At 63.2% G+C, this 18272-nt stretch carries 17 protein-coding genes; 4 read left to right on the top strand and 13 right to left on the bottom strand.

Going from position 1 to position 18272, the window contains the following annotated elements; genetic code table 11:
• Nucleotides 1–121: 121 nt before the first annotated feature.
• On the bottom strand, nt 122–502 hold the full coding sequence (locus LB526_RS27520) for a DUF4260 domain-containing protein (protein ID WP_224630422.1): 381 nt from the start codon (nt 500–502) through the stop codon (nt 122–124).
• 9 nt (nt 503–511) lie between these two features.
• Nucleotides 512–943, bottom strand: a complete 432-nt coding sequence (gene irrA / locus LB526_RS27515) for an iron response transcriptional regulator IrrA (RefSeq protein WP_095766194.1) — start codon at nt 941–943, stop codon at nt 512–514.
• A 249-nt stretch (nt 944–1192) separates the two neighbouring features.
• Between irrA and fabA the strand changes: the two genes are divergently transcribed.
• The 4 genes from fabA to LB526_RS27495 all read left to right on the top strand — a co-directional run bounded on the left by fabA (nt 1193) and on the right by LB526_RS27495 (nt 5543).
• Nucleotides 1193–1708, top strand: coding sequence for a 3-hydroxyacyl-[acyl-carrier-protein] dehydratase FabA (gene fabA, locus LB526_RS27510; RefSeq protein WP_140845655.1), 516 nt, complete (start codon nt 1193–1195; stop codon nt 1706–1708).
• A gap of 115 nt (nt 1709–1823) precedes the next feature.
• A complete protein-coding gene (gene fabB / locus LB526_RS27505; protein WP_224630421.1) occupies nt 1824–3044 on the top strand; it encodes a beta-ketoacyl-ACP synthase I in 1221 nt (406 codons plus the stop codon).
• 30 nt (nt 3045–3074) lie between these two features.
• Nucleotides 3075–3887, top strand: a complete 813-nt coding sequence (gene fabI, locus LB526_RS27500) for an enoyl-ACP reductase FabI (protein WP_095765954.1) — start codon at nt 3075–3077, stop codon at nt 3885–3887.
• Nucleotides 3888–3989: 102 nt separating this feature from the next.
• Nucleotides 3990–5543 (top strand): putative bifunctional diguanylate cyclase/phosphodiesterase, encoded by a 1554-nt coding sequence (locus LB526_RS27495; protein WP_140845654.1) that lies wholly within the window; start codon nt 3990–3992, stop codon nt 5541–5543.
• A gap of 88 nt (nt 5544–5631) precedes the next feature.
• Here LB526_RS27495 and LB526_RS27490 read toward each other — a convergent pair whose 3' ends face one another.
• The 11 genes from LB526_RS27490 to LB526_RS27440 form a co-directional block, all read right to left on the bottom strand.
• Nucleotides 5632–6642 (bottom strand): class I SAM-dependent methyltransferase, encoded by a 1011-nt coding sequence (locus tag LB526_RS27490; RefSeq protein ID WP_224630420.1) that lies wholly within the window; start codon nt 6640–6642, stop codon nt 5632–5634.
• Between the two features lie 130 nt (nt 6643–6772).
• The gene (gene pnp, locus LB526_RS27485) at nt 6773–8923 is read right to left on the bottom strand and encodes a polyribonucleotide nucleotidyltransferase (RefSeq protein ID WP_095765957.1); all 2151 of its coding nucleotides are present in this window, start codon (nt 8921–8923) and stop codon (nt 6773–6775) included.
• Between the two features lie 379 nt (nt 8924–9302).
• The gene (gene rpsO, locus LB526_RS27480) at nt 9303–9572 is read right to left on the bottom strand and encodes a 30S ribosomal protein S15 (protein WP_095765958.1); all 270 of its coding nucleotides are present in this window, start codon (nt 9570–9572) and stop codon (nt 9303–9305) included.
• Nucleotides 9573–9761: 189 nt separating this feature from the next.
• Nucleotides 9762–10856, bottom strand: coding sequence for a magnesium/cobalt transporter CorA (gene corA, locus LB526_RS27475; protein WP_095765959.1), 1095 nt, complete (start codon nt 10854–10856; stop codon nt 9762–9764).
• 105 nt (nt 10857–10961) lie between these two features.
• Complete coding sequence (gene truB, locus LB526_RS27470) at nt 10962–11921, bottom strand: tRNA pseudouridine(55) synthase TruB (protein WP_224630419.1); 960 nt, start codon at nt 11919–11921, stop codon at nt 10962–10964.
• A complete protein-coding gene (rbfA, locus tag LB526_RS27465) occupies nt 11922–12338 on the bottom strand; it encodes a 30S ribosome-binding factor RbfA (protein ID WP_224630418.1) in 417 nt (138 codons plus the stop codon).
• A 123-nt stretch (nt 12339–12461) separates the two neighbouring features.
• Nucleotides 12462–15029, bottom strand: a complete 2568-nt coding sequence (infB, locus tag LB526_RS27460) for a translation initiation factor IF-2 (protein WP_224630417.1) — start codon at nt 15027–15029, stop codon at nt 12462–12464.
• The gene (locus tag LB526_RS27455) at nt 15026–15676 is read right to left on the bottom strand and encodes an RNA-binding protein (protein ID WP_224523891.1); all 651 of its coding nucleotides are present in this window, start codon (nt 15674–15676) and stop codon (nt 15026–15028) included. The genes infB and LB526_RS27455 overlap by 4 nt, the downstream gene beginning before the upstream one ends.
• Nucleotides 15677–15708: 32 nt before the next feature.
• Entirely contained in the window at nt 15709–17304 is a 1596-nt protein-coding gene (gene nusA, locus LB526_RS27450; protein ID WP_095765964.1) for a transcription termination factor NusA, read from the bottom strand.
• 46 nt (nt 17305–17350) lie between these two features.
• Complete coding sequence (rimP, locus tag LB526_RS27445; protein WP_140629422.1) at nt 17351–17983, bottom strand: ribosome maturation factor RimP; 633 nt, start codon at nt 17981–17983, stop codon at nt 17351–17353.
• A 156-nt stretch (nt 17984–18139) separates the two neighbouring features.
• On the bottom strand, nt 18140–18272 hold a 133-nt coding region (locus LB526_RS27440), incomplete at its 5' end, for a type II toxin-antitoxin system RelE/ParE family toxin (protein WP_224630441.1).

Raw genomic sequence — 18272 nt, 5'->3', positions numbered from 1 at the left:
GAGGCCGGTCTGCGAATGCCGGCTTTCTGCGCTTCCGGTGCTCACGTACTTTAAGTACGCTCCGCTCCGGTTCTCGAAAACCGCCATTCTCGACTCGGCCTGACCTGAATCTCAACACAGCCTAACTGGACACACCGTCCTGCTGGCGGCCGATGCGGCCGAGATGCGTATCCTGAAAACCGGTGGGCAGCTTGAGGCCGTAGCCGAGGGCACGGTCGATGGCGATGTGCGCGATCCAGATGAGCGCCACAGCGGTCGTCATCGGGCCGGCGAGCAACGCGCCCGCAAGCAGAAGCACGAGCGGGGCAATCAGGATATGCAAGGCGTTGTAGGTGACGGCGCCGACGCTTGGCCCGGCGAGATAGCCCAGCATCGACAGGTCCGGCGCAAGGATGAGCAGCGCAAACAGCCACCAGGAAAAACCGGAGATCGCATAGCAAACGATAGCCAATGCAGCGACGGTGGCCCATTCAAACCGGACAATCAAATCGACGGGCCGCATCACCACGGATCAGTTGCCGCGCTTCGGGCGAAGCCTCACGACGATGTCCACATTGGCGATCTCCATGCCTTCCGGAGGCGCCGGCAGGTTGGAGACGGTCACCGGTCCGCTCTCGATGTCGAAAATCCGGTTCTCGCCCTCGACGTAGAAGTGATGGTGGTCGGAGGTGTTGGTGTCGAAATAGGTTTTCGAGCCTTCGACCGCCAGGATGCGCAGCAGTCCGGCCTGGGTGAACTGGTGGAGCGCGTTATAGACCGTCGCCAGCGAAACCGGCACGCCGGCGGCTATCGCCTCTTCGTGCAGTTCCTCGGCCGAAAGGTGGCGGTCGCCCTTGGCGAAAAGCAGGTCGGCCAGCGCAATGCGCTGGCGCGTCGGCCTCAGGCCGGCTTCGCGAACCCGCTTGTCCACAGCGACATTTTCCTTCCTGTAGCCCGAATCCATCTCTTCGCGTCGAAGCTTTGCTGCCCAGCCCACCAACAGGTCCAGAATGGCAAAAAGACGTCAAAAGCCAAAACCGGACATCAGCCGACATATATTCTGTAGTCCGAATGCGATCAATAGCGCGCATTGACCCGGGCAGGCGCACGGGTTAAGCGCAAACGCCGGTTTCCGGCCGCAAACAGAGTGTGTTAGGAAACCAACGAGAAGGGCGCCCTGCCGCCCGCGAAGGAACACGGGGACAGAAATTTGATGGCGGATCAAAAGTCCAGCTACGATTATGAGGAACTGCTTGCCTGCGCCCGCGGCGAGCTGTTCGGCCCGGGCAATGCCCAACTGCCCTATCCACCGATGCTGATGTTCGACCGCATAACCGAGATCAGCGAGACCGGCGGCGCTTTCGACAAGGGCTTCATCCGCGCCGAGTTCGACATCAAGCCGGACCTGTGGTTCTTCGCCTGCCACTTCATCGGCAACCCGATCATGCCGGGCTGCCTCGGCCTCGACGCCATGTGGCAGTTGACCGGCTTCTATCTCGGCTGGCTGGGCGAACCGGGCAAGGGCATGGCGCTTTCGACCGGCGAGGTGAAGTTCAAGGGCATGGTGACGCCGTCGGTGAAGAAGGTCGAATATGGCATCGACTTCAAGCGCGTGATGCGCGGCCGCCTGGTGCTCGGCATCGCCGATGGGTGGCTCAAGGCGGATGGCGAACCCATATATGCGGCTACGGATCTGAAGGTCGGCCTGTCCAAGCAGCCGGCCGCCTGACCGTTTTCCGCCACGGCGCCCGCGTAGCCAACGGATGCCACGTCAGTTTGTTTGCGTATGATCAAGGGCGAAGCCGGTTAGGTCTTTCGCCCGAATACGCGGGAAGGAGTTGCGAATGAGACGGGTCGTAGTGACAGGGCTCGGCATTGTGTCCTCGATCGGCAACAATGCCAATGAGGTGCAGAGCTCGCTTTACGATGCAAAATCAGGCATCAGCTTTTCCAATTCCTTCGCCGAACACGGCTTCCGCTGCCAGGTCTGGGGCGCGCCGACGCTCGATCCCACCCCGATGATCGACCGCCGCGCCATGCGCTTCCTGAGCCAAGGCGCCGCCTGGAATCACGTCGCCATGGACCAAGCGATCGCCGATGCCGGCTTAAGCGAAGGCGACATCACCAATGAGCGGACCGGCATCGTGATGGGTTCCGGCGGGCCCTCGACCCGCACCATCGTCGAAGCGGCCGAAACCACGATCAAGAACAACAGCCCCAAGCGTATCGGCCCGTTCGCCGTGCCGAAAGCCATGTCATCGACGGCGTCGGCCACCTTGGCCACATGGTTCAAGATCCACGGCGTCAATTATTCGATCTCGTCGGCCTGCTCGACCTCCGCGCATTGCATAGGCAATGCCTATGAGCTCATCCAGTGGGGCAAGCAGGACGTGATGTTTGCCGGCGGCCACGAGGACCTTGACTGGACCATGTCTGACCTGTTCGACGCCATGGGCGCCATGTCGTCGAAGTTCAACGACAACGCATCGGCCGCTTCGCGCGCCTATGACGCCAACCGCGACGGTTTCGTCATCGCCGGCGGCGCCGGCGTGCTGGTGCTGGAGGAACTGGAGCACGCCAAGGCGCGCGGCGCCAAGATCTACGCCGAGGTCGTCGGGTACGGCGCGACTTCCGACGGCTACGACATGGTCGCACCTTCGGGGGAAGGCGCGATCCGCTGCATGCGCCAGGCGCTTGCCACGGTGTCTTCGCCGGTTGACTACATCAACACCCACGGCACCTCGACGCCGGTCGGCGATTCCAAGGAAATGGGCGCCATCCGCGAGGTGTTCGGCGACAAGATGCCTTACATCACCTCGACCAAATCGCTCACCGGCCATTCGCTGGGCGCGGCCGGCGTGCAGGAATCGATCTATTCGATCCTGATGATGCAGGGCGGTTTCATCGGCGAGAGCGCCCATATCGAGGAGCTCGATCCGGAATTCGAGGGCATGCCGATCGTGCGCAAGCGTATCGACGACGCCAGGATCGACACCGTCCTGTCCAACTCCTTCGGTTTCGGCGGCACCAACGCAACGCTGATTTTCCAGCGCTATTCCGCATAAGACCAGCGTTTTTCATAAGGATTGCCAGGCATGGAAGGGTTGATGAAGGGCAAGCGCGGGCTTGTCATGGGTGTTGCCAACGACCATTCGATTGCCTGGGGCATCGCCAAGAAGCTGTCGGAACATGGGGCCGAGCTCGCCTTCACCTATCAGGGCGACGCCTTCGGGCGGCGGGTCAAGCCGCTTGCCGAGAAAGTTGGAGCCTCGCTGATCGTGCCCTGCGATGTCGAGGACAGTGCCTCGGTCACCGCGACCTTCGAGACCCTCGGCAAGGCCTGGGGCGGGCTGGATTTCGTGGTGCACGCCATCGGCTTTTCCGACAAGAACGAGCTGAAGGGCCTTTATGCAGACACCAGCCGCGACAACTTCGTGCGCACCATGGTGATCTCCTGCTATTCCTTCACCGAGATCGCCCGCAACGCCGCCGCGTTGATGGGCAATGGCGGCTCGATGATCACACTCACCTATGCCGGCTCGGTCAGGGTGATGCCGAACTACAACGTCATGGGCGTCGCCAAGGCCGGGCTGGAAGCCAGCGTGCGCTACCTGGCCAACGACTACGGCCCGCGCGGCATCAGGGTGAACGGCATCTCGGCCGGGCCGGTGCGGACGCTGGCCGGCTCCGGCGTGTCCGATGCCCGCCACATGTTCTCCTACCAGCAGCGCAACTCGCCTTTGCGGCGCACCGTGACCATCGACGAAGTCGGCGGCTCGGCGCTTTACCTGCTTTCCGATCTGTCGTCGGGCGTCACCGGTGAAATCCACTATGTCGATTCCGGCTATCATATCGTTTCGATGCCGGCACTGGAGGAATTGAAGCAGAACGACGGCACGCGGGAATAGTTCGCGGCGGCGACAGTTGCGCTCCAGTAAAATTGGATTCATCGGCGGAAACTCATTTTAAGGAGATATCCGCTATAAGGCCCCGTAATCTGGGGACAATGCATGCCTGCAGTCAGCAATCCCAAACGGACTCCGCTGTTCCGGCTGATCACCATCGCCAGCTCGGGCATGGGCAGTTTCATCCTTGGACTGTGGGGGCTGAGGTTCGGCTTCGGCGACGGCATGGCCGGCATGCCGGCCGAAACGATGGCGGGCGTCATTGCCGCTCTCTGCGCCCTTGCCGCCGGCGGAGCAGCACTCTCGTTCTTTGCCGGGGTCGACGAATCGGCGGCCTATGTCTTCAAGGAAACCCATTTCGACAAGCTGACCGGCCTTTTGTCGCGCCAGGCCATGGTCGGCAAGATAGCCGAGGCCGCCTCTGGGACGATCCGAACCGGCGAGCCGGTATTCTTGATCGACATCGATATCGACCGCTTCAAGCAGATCAACGACGCCATCGGCTACAGCCAGGGCGACGAACTGATCTGCGCCTTCACCAGCAGGCTGACGGAGAATATGCCGGAGGATGCGGTGATCGGCCGTATCGGCGCCGGCGAATTTGCGGTGCTTTTGCCGGACCGCCAGATCAGGGGCTCGATCGAGCGGCTGATCGAGAAGCTCATCAACGAGATGATGGAGCCCTATCAGCTGCAGACGCATCTGCAGTCGGTCAGCCTGTCGGTCGGCATCGTGGCGATGCCAAAGGACGGCGTCGACCCGGTCCTGGTCCTGCGCCGCTCGAACCTGGCGCTGCAGAACGCGCGCGCCAGCGGCATCGGCAACTGGTCTGTCTTCAACGCCGACATGGGCCGCGTTGCGGACTATCGGCAATGGATCGAGTCGGAGCTGAAGACCGCTTTCGACCGAGGCGACTTCAGTCTTCACTACCAGCCGCAGCTCGACCTGCCGAGCGGCCGCATCGTCGGTTATGAGGCGCTGATCCGCTGGAAGCACCCGGAGCGCGGCATGATCCCGCCGATGGAATTCATTCCGATCGCCGAGGAAACCGGCATGATCAATCCGATCGGCGAGTGGGTGCTGCGCAAGGCCTGCAGCGACGCCCGGTACCTGCCGGAGGAATGCTTCGTCGCCGTCAACATCTCGCCTGTCCAGTTCATGACCAGGGATTTCGTCGGCATCGTGCGGGAGGTGATGGAATCGACCGGCATCAAGCCCTCGCGGCTGGAACTCGAGGTCACCGAGACGGCGATGATGCAGGACCGCGACCGCGCCGCAGCCATCCTGGAACAGCTTGCCGAGATGGGTATCTCTGTGGCCGTCGACGATTTCGGCACAGGCTATTCCAATTTGAGCTACCTGATCGATTTCTCCTTCGGCAAGCTGAAGATCGACCGTTCCTTCGTCAGCCGCATCGACACCGATTCCAGCTCCGGCGCGATCGTTTCGACCATTGTCGGCCTGTCGCGGGCGCTGGGCGTGGGCATCATTGCCGAAGGCGTCGAGACCGAGAATCAGGCCACCCTGCTCCGAGCGGCCGGCTGCGAGGTGGTGCAGGGCTATCTGTTCGGCCGGCCGGCGCCGCTCAAGGTCGAGCTTGGCGAAGCGCGGTCCGCCTTCGGCACGCACGAGCCGGCCCGCATCGTCAGCCTGCAATAGAACAAGTATTCTTCCCGCCGCGATTGTGGATCCAAGGCTACGGCGAAGGCGCCGAATCCACCCCGCTGCACGCTTTTCCTTGGTTGCTTCAGCGGCGCGCCGAAAACACCTTGAACATGCCGTCGCGGGCGATCTCGGCATGGCTGGCGAAGGCCGCCGAGAGCGCCTGTTCGTAAGGAAGCTGGCGGTTGGCGACCATGAACAGGCGGCCGCCCGGTTTCAATGCCTTCGACGCGGCGCGGATCATGCCGGCGCCGATCTCCGGCTCGGACGCGCGGCCGCGGTGAAAGGGTGGATTCATGACGATCGCGTCGTAGCGCCGTTCGACCGCCTCGGTCAGCAGATCGGTCCAGAAGAAACGCGGCTCGATGGCGCCGCCGTGGACGTTCAACCTGGCTGCTTCCAGGGCCCCAAAATCCGCTTCGTAGAGATCGAGTGCGGTGAGGCCTTGTGAGCGCTGCAGGACTTCCACCGCCAGATAACCCCAGCCGGCGCAGAAATCAGCGACATTGCCTTTGAGATCGTCAGGCAGGTTCGCGGCCAGCAGTTTCGAACCGGCATCGATCCGATCGAAGGAGAACATGCCAGGCCTGGTCTTGAAACCGCCTTCGATGATCAAATCGGGGTTGCCGGCGCGCAGCGTCGCGGCTGTCTCCGCGCCGGCTCGCTTGAACCAGAAGGCAACGCCGTGATGCTTCGGCAAATGGCCTTCGAGCGGCACCAGGGCGTTGATCCGTTTGCGCAGGCTGTCGATGCCGTCGTCCTTGCCGCCGGCAACGACGACCAGCCCGCCCGGCTGGACGCGTTCTATCGCCTCGGCGACGCGCTGCTCGTTCTGGCCGCGATGACGGCCAGCAAGCACCAACGCCAGGTCGAAGCCGGTATCCTCAGCGCGCGGCGTGACCGCGTAGCCGGACGCCTGCAGCGTTCGAAAGTGTGGCCGAAAGCCTTGCACGAGATGCAGCGCCGCCTCGAAGCCGGCAGGCAAGCGGAAGCCGGGCTCGGCGCCGAGAAACAGGACACGGGCATCCTTTCGCGGCAAAGGCAGCGCCTCGGCCTCGAACGGGTAGAACAGCGTCTTCAGCGGCTCCGCGGCCATTCACCTGCTCCGTAGGACCTTTGGCCGACGCAATTCCGGACGAAAACGGTTGCCGCTATCCTGAAACTGCCCTGAAACAAAACGGGCGCGACCTCGCGGCGCGCCCGTCTAAATTATCCGGTCAAACCGATCAGGCGGCGTCTTCCTCGCCGTCCGACTTCTTCTTGTCCTGGACGATTTCCTTGCCGGTCGCCTGGTCGACGACCTTCATCGACAGGCGCACCTTGCCGCGCTCGTCGAAGCCCATCAACTTGACCCAAACCTTGTCGCCTTCCTTGACGACGTCCGAGGTCTTGGCGACGCGCTCATTGGCGAGCTGCGAGATATGGACGAGACCGTCGCGCGGGCCGAAGAAATTGACGAACGCGCCGAAGTCGGCCGTCTTGACGACCGTGCCTTCATAGATCTCGCCTACTTCCGGCTCGGCGACGATGGTGTGGATCCACTTCTTCGCCGCCTCGATCTCCTTGGCGTTCGCCGAAGCGATCTTGACCGTGCCGTCGTCCTCGATGTTGATCTTGGCGCCGGTCTTCTCGACGATCTCGCGGATCACCTTGCCGCCGGAACCGATGACGTCGCGGATCTTGTCTGTCGGGATATGCATGACCTCGATGCGCGGCGCGAATTCGCCGAGCTCGGCGCGGGCGCCGGACAGCGCATGCGCCATCTCGCCGAGGATATGCAGGCGGCCGTCCTTGGCCTGGGCCAGGGCAATGCCCATGATCTCCTCGGTGATGCCATCGATCTTGATGTCCATCTGCAGCGAGGTGACGCCGTTGGCGGTGCCGGCGACCTTGAAGTCCATGTCGCCGAGGTGGTCCTCGTCACCGAGGATGTCGGAGAGCACCGCGAAGCGCTCGCCTTCCTTGATCAGGCCCATGGCAATGCCGGCGACCGGCTTTGCCAGCGGCACGCCGGCATCCATCAGCGCCAGCGAGGTGCCGCAGACGGTCGCCATCGAGGACGAGCCGTTGGACTCGGTGATCTCCGAAACGACGCGCAGCGTGTAGGGGAACTGGTCCGCGCTCGGCAACATCGGCCGGATGGCGCGCCAGGCGAGCTTGCCGTGGCCGATCTCGCGGCGGCCCGGCGAACCCATGCGGCCGGTCTCGCCGACGGAATAGGGCGGGAAGTTGTAGTGAAGGAGGAACTTCTCCTTGTACATGCCGGTCAGCGAATCGACATACTGCTCGTCCTCGCCGGTGCCGAGCGTGGCAACGACCAGAGCCTGGGTTTCGCCGCGTGTGAACAGCGCCGAACCATGGGTGCGCGCCAGGACGCCGACTTCGGAGACGATCTTGCGGACCGTCTTCAGGTCGCGGCCGTCAATGCGCGAGCCGGTGTCGAGGATGTTCCAGCGCACGACCTTGGCCTGGAGTTCCTTGAACACCGAGCCGATCTGCTCGGAGGTGTATTTGGCCTCTTCGCCTTCGGCCGGCGCAAACGCGGCCTTGACCTTCGACTTGACGGCGTCGACGGCGGCATAGCGCTTCTGCTTGTCGGTGATCTTGTAGGCCTCGCGAAGCTCATCGCCGACGATCTTCAGCATCTCGGCTTCAAGCGCGGAATAATCCGGCGCGGTGAAGTCGCGCGGCTCCTTGGCGGCGACCTCGGCCAGCTTGATGATCGCGTCGATGACAGGCTGGAAGCTCTTGTGGCCGAACACGACGGCACCGAGCATCAGTTCCTCGGAGAGTTCCTTGGCCTCGGATTCGACCATAAGCACGGCGTCGCCGGTGCCGGCGACGACGAGGTCGAGCTTGGATTCCTGCATTTCGTCGATGTGCGGATTGAGCACATATTCGCCGTTGATGTAGCCGACGCGGGCGCCGCCGATCGGGCCCATGAACGGCACGCCGGAAAGCGTGAGCGCAGCGGAGGTGGCCACGATCGACAGAATATCGGGATCGTTCTCGAGATCATGCTGGACGACGGTGACGACGATCTGGGTATCGTTCTTGTAGCCGTCGGCGAAAAGCGGGCGGATCGGGCGGTCGATCAGGCGGGAAACCAGCGTTTCCTTTTCGCTCGGGCGGCCCTCACGCTTGAAGTAGCCACCCGGGATCTTGCCGGCGGCGTAGGTCTTTTCCTGGTAGTTAACGGTAAGCGGGAAGAAATCGAGGCCGGGCTTCGGCTCCTTCATCGAAACGACGGTGGCGAGAACGACGGTCTCGCCATAGGTGGCGAGCACCGCGCCGTCAGCCTGGCGCGCGATCTTGCCGGTTTCCAGGATGAGCGGACGGCCGCCCCATTCGATTTCCACTTTGTGTTGATTGAACATGTCTTGTCCTTCATATGCGGAAAGGGCCGCGCCGTCCTAACGGTCACGGGTTCTCCCTTTCCTGGCTTCCTTCGGGCAGCCACGGGCAAGACAACGGGAAGCTCGTAGGTCCGGCTCATAAGCCGAGCGAGCATCCTGCAATCCTGCCCCATGACCGTCCATGGGCGGTTCCGAATGGCCCTCTGCGCGTCCGGAACCGTTTTGGCCGACCGATCGGCCGGCTTTTGCGCATGACGCCGGAAACCGCTGTTTCCGGAACGCGCCCTGCGCGAATGCGAATTTCTAGAGCGCGCCGCGCTCCGCCATTATCGCACCGGATCGACCGATGCGCCAATGCGCGACCGGCGGGCCCTCCGAGGAAGACCCACCGGTCAATTCGTCAGCGACGCAGACCGAGCTTGTCGATCAGCGTCTGGTAGCGCCCGTCATCCTTGCGCTTGAGGTAGTCAAGCAGGCTGCGGCGCTGGGAGACCAGAGCAAGCAGGCCACGGCGGGAATGGTTATCCTTCTTGTGGTCCTTGAAGTGCTCGGTCAGGTTCTTGATGCGCTCGGAAAGAATGGCAACCTGGACTTCCGGAGATCCGGTGTCGCCCTTGGCGGTTGCGAATTCGGTCATCAATTCCTTCTTGCGGTCGGCAGTAATCGACATCGTGCTTTTCCTTATCTGTTGGAGGAAACGGGACGCCCACAGCCGGGATGTCGTCCAGCAGGGGCCAGTGCAAGCGACGCGTCAGGGCGCGAAGCTGCGGCGCATATAGTCCAATTCCGGAATAAACACCAGCCCAAATGTCAAGCCGGCTTGTCGCAGGTCTTGCCACGAAAACAAAGGGTTCAGCGGCTATAGCCACTTCTTCCATTTGAAGAAGAAGATCAGTCCGGCGGCGACAAGCGCCATGAACAGAATTGCCACCGGATAGCCGTAATAGGCCTTCAGCTCCGGCATGTTCCAGGGCGAGCTTTGCGGATCGAAATTCATCCCCCAGACGCCGACCAGGAAGGTCAGCGGCATGAAGATCACCGAGACGATCGTCAAATAGGAAATGACGTCGTTGGTGCGGGCCTGGGTCAGCGAGACATGCATCTCGATCAGGCCGGTGAGCATGTCGCGCTGGTTCTCGACAAGCTCGATCAGACGCAGCGAATGGTCGAGCGTGTCGTTGAAGAATATCTTGGTCTCGGCCTTCACGAAGGCCACGTCGTTGCGGATCAGCGTCGCCAGCGTGTCGCGCATCGGCCACAGCACGCCTTTGAGCACGTTGGCGTCGCGCCGCAATTCATGCAGCTGCCGCATCTGGTGCTTGTGCGGCTTATTCAGCATCTCGTCCTCGATGCCGTCGACCAATTCGCTCGCCGCCTCGATCGGTGGGAAATAGCTGTCGACGATGGCATCGATCAGCGCATAGGCAAGATAGTCGGCCCCGCGCGAGCGCAGGCGGTTGGGCATCGCGGCCGCAATGCGCTTGCGCACCGGATCGAACGGATCGCCTTCGCGCTCCTGGAACGTGACGACGAAATTGCCGCCGAAGAACAACGCGATCTGCTCGTAGCGATGCGAGGTGACATCGTCGATCATGCGCATGACGACGAAGGCATGATCCTCGAAGAAATCCACCTTGGGCCGCTGTCCAGTGTTCACGACGTCCTCCAGCGCCAGCGGATGCAGGCTGAAGATGCGGCCGATCTCCTCGATCAGCGGGATATTGGCAAGTCCGGTGCAATCCAGCCAGACGACAGGCCATTTCTCGCAATGCGCGTTGAGATCGTCGATCGAGGCATTGTCGATTGTTTTGTATTTCTCGGGCGAGATCAGCGTCAGCCGGAGCTCGCTGCGCCGCGCCGCCGGATCGGCGATAAGCGTGCCTGGCGACGCCCCAACCGGCGGCCGGCGGGTTTTCAGCGGTTCCCGCTTCTTGCCTGCATCAGCCTTGGCCATGAGATATCCTCGGGACTCAGCATTCGGCCTAGATTAGAGCAATTCCAGCAAAGTGCGCAGCGGTTTCCCGTCCGGAATCGCGTAAATACAAATACTTAGACCGGATTACCCGACAAAGACCCGCTTGGGCTTGAACATGCCCTGCTCGATGGCGCCGATGGCGACGAGCTTGCCGCGCGCGGTGGCGCAGGCCTCCTCGGCCTCGACCGGCGCATCGCGGCCGCGAATGATGACGGGATTGCCGAGGCGGATCTTCGTCGCCGCGTCGTCGCTGACCGCGACCTGCGGCAGGCAATCGAGCGCCGCCGCCGTTTCGACAAGCAGCGCATCAATGGCGCTGAAATCGACCGGGGCGTCCATTTCATCGGATTTGTCGTCATCCTTTTCGCCAAAGCGAGCCGCTTCCAGCTCGGCGACAGTGACGAAATCCTCCGGCGTGAACGGCTCGACCTCGACGCGGCGCAATTCGGCGACGTGGCCGAAGCAGCCGAGATCGCGGCCCATGTCGCGGGCCAGCGAGCGCACATAGGTGCCCTTGCCGCATTCGACCTCGAAAACGGTTTTGTCGGTGCCATGCGCGACAATATCCAAACGGCCGATTTCAATTTCCCGCGCGGGTATCTCGACCGTCTCGCCTTCACGGGCAAGGTCATAGGCGCGTTCGCCGGCGATCTTGATGGCCGAGAATTGCGGCGGCGTCTGCATGATGACGCCGGTGTATTTCGGCAGCAGCGCCCTCACCTCCGCCTCGTCCGGCCGACGGTCGGAATTGCTGGTCACCGGACCTTCGAGGTCGTCGGTCGAGCGCTCTTCGCCCCAGGCGACGGTGAAGCGGTAGACCTTGGCGCCGTCCTGCACATAGGGAACGGTCTTGGTCGCCTCGCCGAGCGCGATCGGCAACATGCCGGAAGCCAGCGGATCGAGCGTGCCGGCATGGCCGGCCTTCTCGGCCTGAAACAGCCATTTGATCTTGGAAACCGCCTCGGTCGAGCCCATGCCGACCGGCTTGTCCAGCACCACCCAACCGGAGACCGGCCGCCCCTTCTTCTTGCCGCGACGCGCCACCTATTCCTCGTCCTTGTCGTTGTTCTTGCCGTCACCGAGATCGCGTGCGACTTCGGGCGATTTCAGCAGTTCATTGATCTTCGCGAAATTGTCGAAGGACGTGTCCAGCCTAAAGCGAAACTCCGGCATGTACTTCATCTGCCTGAGCGCGCCGGAGACGCGGCCGCGGATGAATTTCGCGTGCCTGTTGAGCGCCTCGATCACGGCGGCGTCGTCGCCCGCGCCAAGCGGCGAAACGAAGGCGGTGGCGATCTTGAGATCGGGCGACATGCGCACCTCGGACACCGAGACGACGCTGTTCTGGATCACCGGATCGATGATCTCGCCGCGCTGCAAGGTTTCAGACAGGGCGTGACGCACCTGCTCGCCGACGCGCAGCATGCGCTGGGAGGGGCCTGGCGGTGTCGAACGGGGCATTTTCTCTGGTCCTGAAATCGTGAAGCGCGGGATGGGACCGCGCCACATGTCTCAACATGCATGAGGGATCTGGGCGGCAGCCTTTCGGCCGCCGCCCTTTATTATTCGGCAAGTATACCCGAATTAGAGCGTTCTGGTTACCATCTCGACGCGGAAGCACTCGATGATATCGCCGACACGCATGTCCTCGTAGTTCTGGAAGGCCATGCCGCATTCCTGGCCGCCCGGCACTTCCGCAACCTCGTCCTTAAAGCGCTTCAGCGTCTTCAGCGTGCCTTCGTGGATCACGACGTTGTCGCGGATCAGGCGAACACCCGCGCCACGCTCGACCTTGCCTTCGGTGACACGGCAGCCGGCGATCTTGCCGACCTTGGAGATGTCGAAGATCTCGAGGATCTCGGCATTGCCGATGAAGGTCTCGCGCCGCTCCGGCGAAAGCATGCCGGAAAGCGCTGCCTTCACGTCATCGACGAGGTTGTAGATGATCGAGTAGTAGCGGATCTCGATGCCGGCCGCGGCCGCGGCCGCACGCGCCTGCGCATTGGCGCGGACGTTGAAGCCGATGATCGCCGCTCCGGACGTCTCGGCGAGCGAGACATCGCTTTCGGTAATGCCGCCGGCGCCGGCATGGACGATGCGCGCGCGCACCTCGTCATTGCCGAGCTTTTCAAGCGCGGCATTGATCGCCTCGATCGAACCCTGCACGTCGCCCTTGATCACCAGCGGGAATTCCTTCAATCCGCTCGTCTGCAGCTGCGACATCATCTGCTCGAGCGAGCCGCGCTGGCCGGCATGCTTGGCCACCGCCTTATCGCGCGCCAGGCGCTGGCGGTATTCGGTGATCTCACGGGCGCGCGCCTCGTTGTTGACGACGGCGAAGCGGTCGCCCGCCTGCGGCGTGCCCTGGAGGCCAAGCACCTCGACCGGCATTGCCGGCGGCGCTTCCGGCACATGCTCGCCGCGATCGTTGACGAGCGCGCGCACACGGCCCCACTCGTTGCCGGCGACGATGATGTCGCCCGGCATCAGCGTGCCGGTCTGCACCAGCACGGTGGCGACGGGACCGCGTCCCTTGTCCAGCTGCGCCTCGATGACCGCGCCTTCGGCGGTGCGGTCGGGATTGGCCTTGAGGTCGAGGACTTCGGACTGCAGCAGGATCGCTTCCAAGAGCTTGTCGAGATTGATGCCCTTGGTCGCCGAAACCTCGACGTCCAACACCTCACCGCCCATCGATTCCACGAACACTTCGTGGCGCAGCAGTTCGGTCCGCACCTTCTGCGGGTCGGCATCGCGCTTGTCGATCTTGTTGATGGCCACGATGATCGGCACGCCGGCCGCCTTGGCGTGGTTGATCGATTCGATCGTCTGCGGCATCACGCTGTCGTCGGCCGCCACCACCAACACCGCGATGTCGGTAACCTGCGCGCCACGGGCGCGCATGGCAGTAAAGGCCGCGTGGCCGGGCGTGTCGATGAAGGTGATCTTCTGACCGTTCTTCTCGATCTGGTAGGCACCGATATGCTGGGTGATGCCGCCGGCCTCGCCGGAGACGACATTGGCGTTGCGGATCGCGTCGAGCAGCGAGGTCTTGCCGTGGTCGACATGGCCCATGATCGTCACGACCGGCGGACGCGACACAAGGTCTTCCGGGCGGTCGGCAATGTTGAACAGGCCTTCCTCGATGTCGGACTCGGCGACGCGGCGGACCGTGTGACCGAATTCGGAGGCGACCAGTTCGGCCGTGTCGGCGTCGATGACATCGCCCGGCTTCAGGATCTGGCCCTGCTTCATGAAGAACTTGACCACGTCCACGGCGCGCTCGGACATGCGCTGCGCCAGTTCCTGGATGGTGATGGTTTCGGGCAAGATCACTTCGCGCATGACTTTCTCGCGCGGCTCATTGTGAAGCGCGCGTTTGAATTTTTCCTGGCGGCGACGCATCGACGACAGCGAACGGGCGCGTGCGTCGTCATCCGACAGCGCCGAGTTCAGCGTCAGCTTGCCGCGGCGGCGATCTTCCTCGCCCTTTGTCGGCTTGGCAGGCCTTGCCACTTCCGGCGTCGCAAGACGGCGCGGCGGCGCACTCGCGGCACCGGCACCGGTACGCCTCGGCTTGGCCTCCTCCTCGTCGTCAGCGGTGGCGACATCCGCCGCCAGCGGCGCGCGGCGGCGAGCCTCTTCCTCGGCGCGCCGGCGGGCCTCGGCCTCAGTCTGCAGGCGTGCCTCCTCCTCGGCCTGACGGCGCGCGGATTCGTCGCGCTCGCGCTTGCGCCGTTCCTCTTCCTCGGCGCGGCGCTTGGCATCTTCCTGAGCGCGCTGGCGATCCTCGGCCTCGCGGGCCTTGGAGCCTTCCAGCGCCTTGCGGCGCGCTTCCATCTCGCCGCGCGAGAGCTCGTTCAGGACCATGCCGGAACGCTCAGGCGGCGGAGGCGGCGCCTTCGGCGCTTCCTGCACGACAGGCGCGGCGGCAACGGCGGGCTTCGGCGTGAAGACGGACGCAGCCACCGGTTCCGGCTTGTCGCCGGGCAGCGAGAACTTGCGCTTCTTGGTCTCGACCACGACCGACTTGGTGCGGCCATGCGAGAAATTCTGGCGCACGGTGCCCTGCTCGAGGCCGGGGCGCTTCAGCGTCAAGGTCTTCTTCGGCGTCACGCTCAACGTCTTGTCGTCGCCCGATTTCGTATCGCTCATTCCATATCCTCTGCGGCATCATCTTCGTCAGCAACGGCCGCAAGCATTGCCAGATCGTTCGGGGTACCGCCCCGATATCGGTCGAGCGCAACTACGCGCTTCTCAACCGCCTGTCCCGCGTCCTGCGCGAGAACGGCAGCATGTATCACATTTGTACCCCCCAATGCCAAGCTCAACTCGGCTTCGGGGAAAAGTTTGTAGGCAAGGATGGCCGGTCCGCCGAGATGAACGGTTGCCCGCCGCGCCTGACTGATCTTGCGGACACCGTCGTCCGAAGCCTCGGTCGCATGCAGCACCAGAAGCGCCAGCCCGTCGCGCACCGCACCTTCGACCTTGGCGGCGCCAAGGACGACGGCGCCAGCCTTGCGAGCAAGGCCAAGCATGCCCAGAGCGGATCTGGAGAGCAGCCCGTCGACCATGCCGCCGAGATCGGCCGGAACGGTCACCTGCGCCTTGAAGGCACGGGCAAACAGGTTCTTGGCCGCTGCCTTCTCGATATGTAGGCGATCGGCAGTAACCCAGCAACCGCGGCCGGGCAGATTTCTCTTGATGTCCGGAACGACGACCGAATCCGGGCCGACGACGAAGCGGATCAGTTCATCCGCTTCGGCCTGCCTGCGCGTAACGATGCAAGTGCGATCGTTCATCTCGTCCACGGGCTTTGCGATTGGTGGTCACCTCACGCACCGACGGTTTCGTCGGCCGCTGCCTCTTCGGCAGCGAGTTCTTCCTCGGTGATCCAGCCGGCCTGCTTGCGGGCGGCGAGCACCATCTGCTCCGCCTCCGCGCGCGAGACGCCGTGGCTGGCGAGCACGCCCGGATAGACCTTGGTCTCGCCGTCCTTGCGCTCTTTCCAGCCGATCAGATCGTCGGCGGCATAGCCGGCGAAGTCCTCGACCGTCTTCACGCCGTCCTCGCCGAGCGTCACCATCATGGCGGTGGTGATGCCGGGAATGTCGCGCAGCTCGTCCTTCACGCCCAGCGCCTTGCGCTTTTCGTCGTGCTCGGCCTCGATCTTCTCCAGATATTCGCGGGCGCGGGTCTGGATTTCCGAAGCGGTGTCCTCGTCGAAGCCATCGATCGAAGAAATTTCGCCAGAGTCGACATAAGCGACTTCCTCGACGCTGGTGAAGCCTTCGGAGGCAAGCACCTGGCCGACCATCTCATCGACGTCGAGCGCTTCCATGAAGAGCGCCGAACGCTCGACGAATTCCTTCTGGCGACGCTCGCTTTCTTCCTGCTCGGTCAGAATGTCGATATCCCAGCCGGTGAGCTGCGAGGCAAGGCGCACGTTCTGGCCGCGGCGGCCGATGGCCAGCGACAGCTGGTCGTCCGGTACCACCACCTCGATGCGCTCGGCGTCCTCGTCGAGCACCACCTTGGCGACCTCGGCTGGCTGCAGCGCGTTGACGATGAAGGACGCGGCCGATGGCGACCACGGAATGATATCGATCTTCTCGCCCTGCAATTCGCCGACCACGGCCTGGACGCGGCTGCCGCGCATGCCGACGCAGGCGCCGACCGGATCGATCGAGGAATCGCGCGAGATAACGGCGATCTTGGCGCGCGAGCCCGGATCGCGGGCGACCGACTTGATCTCGATGATGCCGTCATAGATTTCCGGCACTTCCATGGTGAACAGCTTGGCCATGAACTGCGGATGGGTGCGCGACAGGAAGATCTGCGGGCCGCGCTGCTCGCGGCGCACGTCATAGACATAGGCCCGCACGCGGTCGCCATACTTGTAGTTCTCGCGCGGGATCAGCTCGTCGCGGCGGATGATCGCCTCGCCTCGGCCGAGATCGACGATGACATTGCCGTACTCGACGCGCTTGACGGTGCCGTTGACGATCTCGCCGATGCGATCCTTGTACTCGTCATACTGGCGATCGCGCTCGGCCTCACGCACCTTCTGGACGATGACCTGCTTGGCCGACTGCGCGGCGATGCGGCCGAAATCCATGGGCGGCAGCTGCTCGGCGATGAAGTCGCCGATCTGGGCGTCGGGGTTGCGCTCGCGCGCCGTGGAAAGCGCGATCTGCGTCGCGTAGTCCTCGACCTTCTCGACCACTTCCATCAGCCGCTGCAGCTTCATCTCGCCGGTGTTCGGGTTGATGTCGGCGCGGATGTTGGTCTCCTGGCCGTAACGAGAGCGCGCTGCCTTCTGGATCGCATCGGCCATGGCGGCGATAACGATCTGCTTGTCGATCGACTTTTCACGCGCGACCGCGTCGGCGATCTGCAGCAGTTCAAGCCTGTTGGCGCTTACAACCATTGTCTTTCTCCCGATTTCGCGCCGGGCATACGGCCCGGCTACTCAATCAACTTTCCTGTTCGGTTTCATTTTCCTCGCCGTCGGCAGCGTCTTCCGCTTCGCCACGGCGCTTCCTGGCTTCCTTGCGCGCCCGGTTGTCCTTCGACAGGGCATCGCGAATGAGATCGTCGGTCAGCACCAGCCGGGCCTCGGCGATCGCGTCGTAAGGCACGCGCACCGTCGGCTCTTCGCCATAGGCCGCCTTGTCGCGCTCGATCAGGATGCCATCGGCATCCGCCTCGGCGATCTTGCCCTTGAAGCGTTTGCGGTCGCCGACAAGAACCGATGTCTCCAGCTTGACCAGATGGCCGGTCCAGGCGGTGAAATCCGACTTGCGCACCAGCGGCCGGTCGATGCCTGGCGAGGAAACTTCCAAATGATACGCCTTTTCGATCGGATCATCGACATCGAGCGCCGGCGACACGGCGCGGCTGACCTCTTCGCAATCCTCGACGGTCATGGTGCCGTCCTCGCGTTCGGCCATGATCTGCAGCGTCAGCCCGTTCTGGCCAGTCAACTGCACCCGCACGAGCCGGAAGCCGATGGCCTTGAGCACCGGCTGCACGATCAGCGCAATGCGCGCATCGATACCGCTTTCGCGGATGATACGGTCGTCGGCCTCGCTTGCCGCTGCAGTCATCAGATCCCTGTCGCTTTTTGCTTCCGGCCGGCAGGTAACAAAAAAGAGCGGGACCGGGTGGACCCACTCTTCGTCATACCGACCAAGAATTTGAAGTTGATATAGACGATTGCCGCCGGCGTTTCAAGCCTTGAGGCACAAGGCCAGCGGTGGTGTCTACAACTGGCGCGGCCATCGTTGGGCCGCATGCATCACGGTGAGTATCTCGATCTCCTCGCCGATAACACGGTAGGGAATTATGTAGGGGACATCAGCGAGGACCAGTTCTCGTGTACCTTTCACCCGCCCG

The organism is Mesorhizobium sp. CA6 (assembly GCF_020165035.1).
Lineage (GTDB): Bacteria > Pseudomonadota > Alphaproteobacteria > Rhizobiales > Rhizobiaceae > Mesorhizobium.
The sequence above is the reverse complement of the archived record's forward strand: the minus strand, read 5'-3'. Positions and strand labels throughout refer to the sequence as shown.

Coding starts and splice junctions, on each gene's coding strand:
- rpsO (WP_095765958.1), bottom strand. CDS start 9,572: ATGTCGATTACTGCCGACCGCAAGAAGGAATTGATGACCGAATTCGCA.
- LB526_RS27455 (WP_224523891.1), bottom strand. CDS start 15,676: ATGAACGATCGCACTTGCATCGTTACGCGCAGGCAGGCCGAAGCGGAT.
- LB526_RS27495 (WP_140845654.1), top strand. CDS start 3,990: ATGCCTGCAGTCAGCAATCCCAAACGGACTCCGCTGTTCCGGCTGATC.
- fabB (WP_224630421.1), top strand. CDS start 1,824: ATGAGACGGGTCGTAGTGACAGGGCTCGGCATTGTGTCCTCGATCGGC.
- LB526_RS27490 (WP_224630420.1), bottom strand. CDS start 6,642: ATGGCCGCGGAGCCGCTGAAGACGCTGTTCTACCCGTTCGAGGCCGAG.
- fabI (WP_095765954.1), top strand. CDS start 3,075: ATGGAAGGGTTGATGAAGGGCAAGCGCGGGCTTGTCATGGGTGTTGCC.
- irrA (WP_095766194.1), bottom strand. CDS start 943: ATGGATTCGGGCTACAGGAAGGAAAATGTCGCTGTGGACAAGCGGGTT.
- pnp (WP_095765957.1), bottom strand. CDS start 8,923: ATGTTCAATCAACACAAAGTGGAAATCGAATGGGGCGGCCGTCCGCTC.
- corA (WP_095765959.1), bottom strand. CDS start 10,856: ATGGCCAAGGCTGATGCAGGCAAGAAGCGGGAACCGCTGAAAACCCGC.
- fabA (WP_140845655.1), top strand. CDS start 1,193: ATGGCGGATCAAAAGTCCAGCTACGATTATGAGGAACTGCTTGCCTGC.
- LB526_RS27520 (WP_224630422.1), bottom strand. CDS start 502: ATGCGGCCCGTCGATTTGATTGTCCGGTTTGAATGGGCCACCGTCGCT.
- nusA (WP_095765964.1), bottom strand. CDS start 17,304: ATGGTTGTAAGCGCCAACAGGCTTGAACTGCTGCAGATCGCCGACGCG.
- infB (WP_224630417.1), bottom strand. CDS start 15,029: ATGAGCGATACGAAATCGGGCGACGACAAGACGTTGAGCGTGACGCCG.
- rbfA (WP_224630418.1), bottom strand. CDS start 12,338: ATGCCCCGTTCGACACCGCCAGGCCCCTCCCAGCGCATGCTGCGCGTC.
- rimP (WP_140629422.1), bottom strand. CDS start 17,983: ATGACTGCAGCGGCAAGCGAGGCCGACGACCGTATCATCCGCGAAAGC.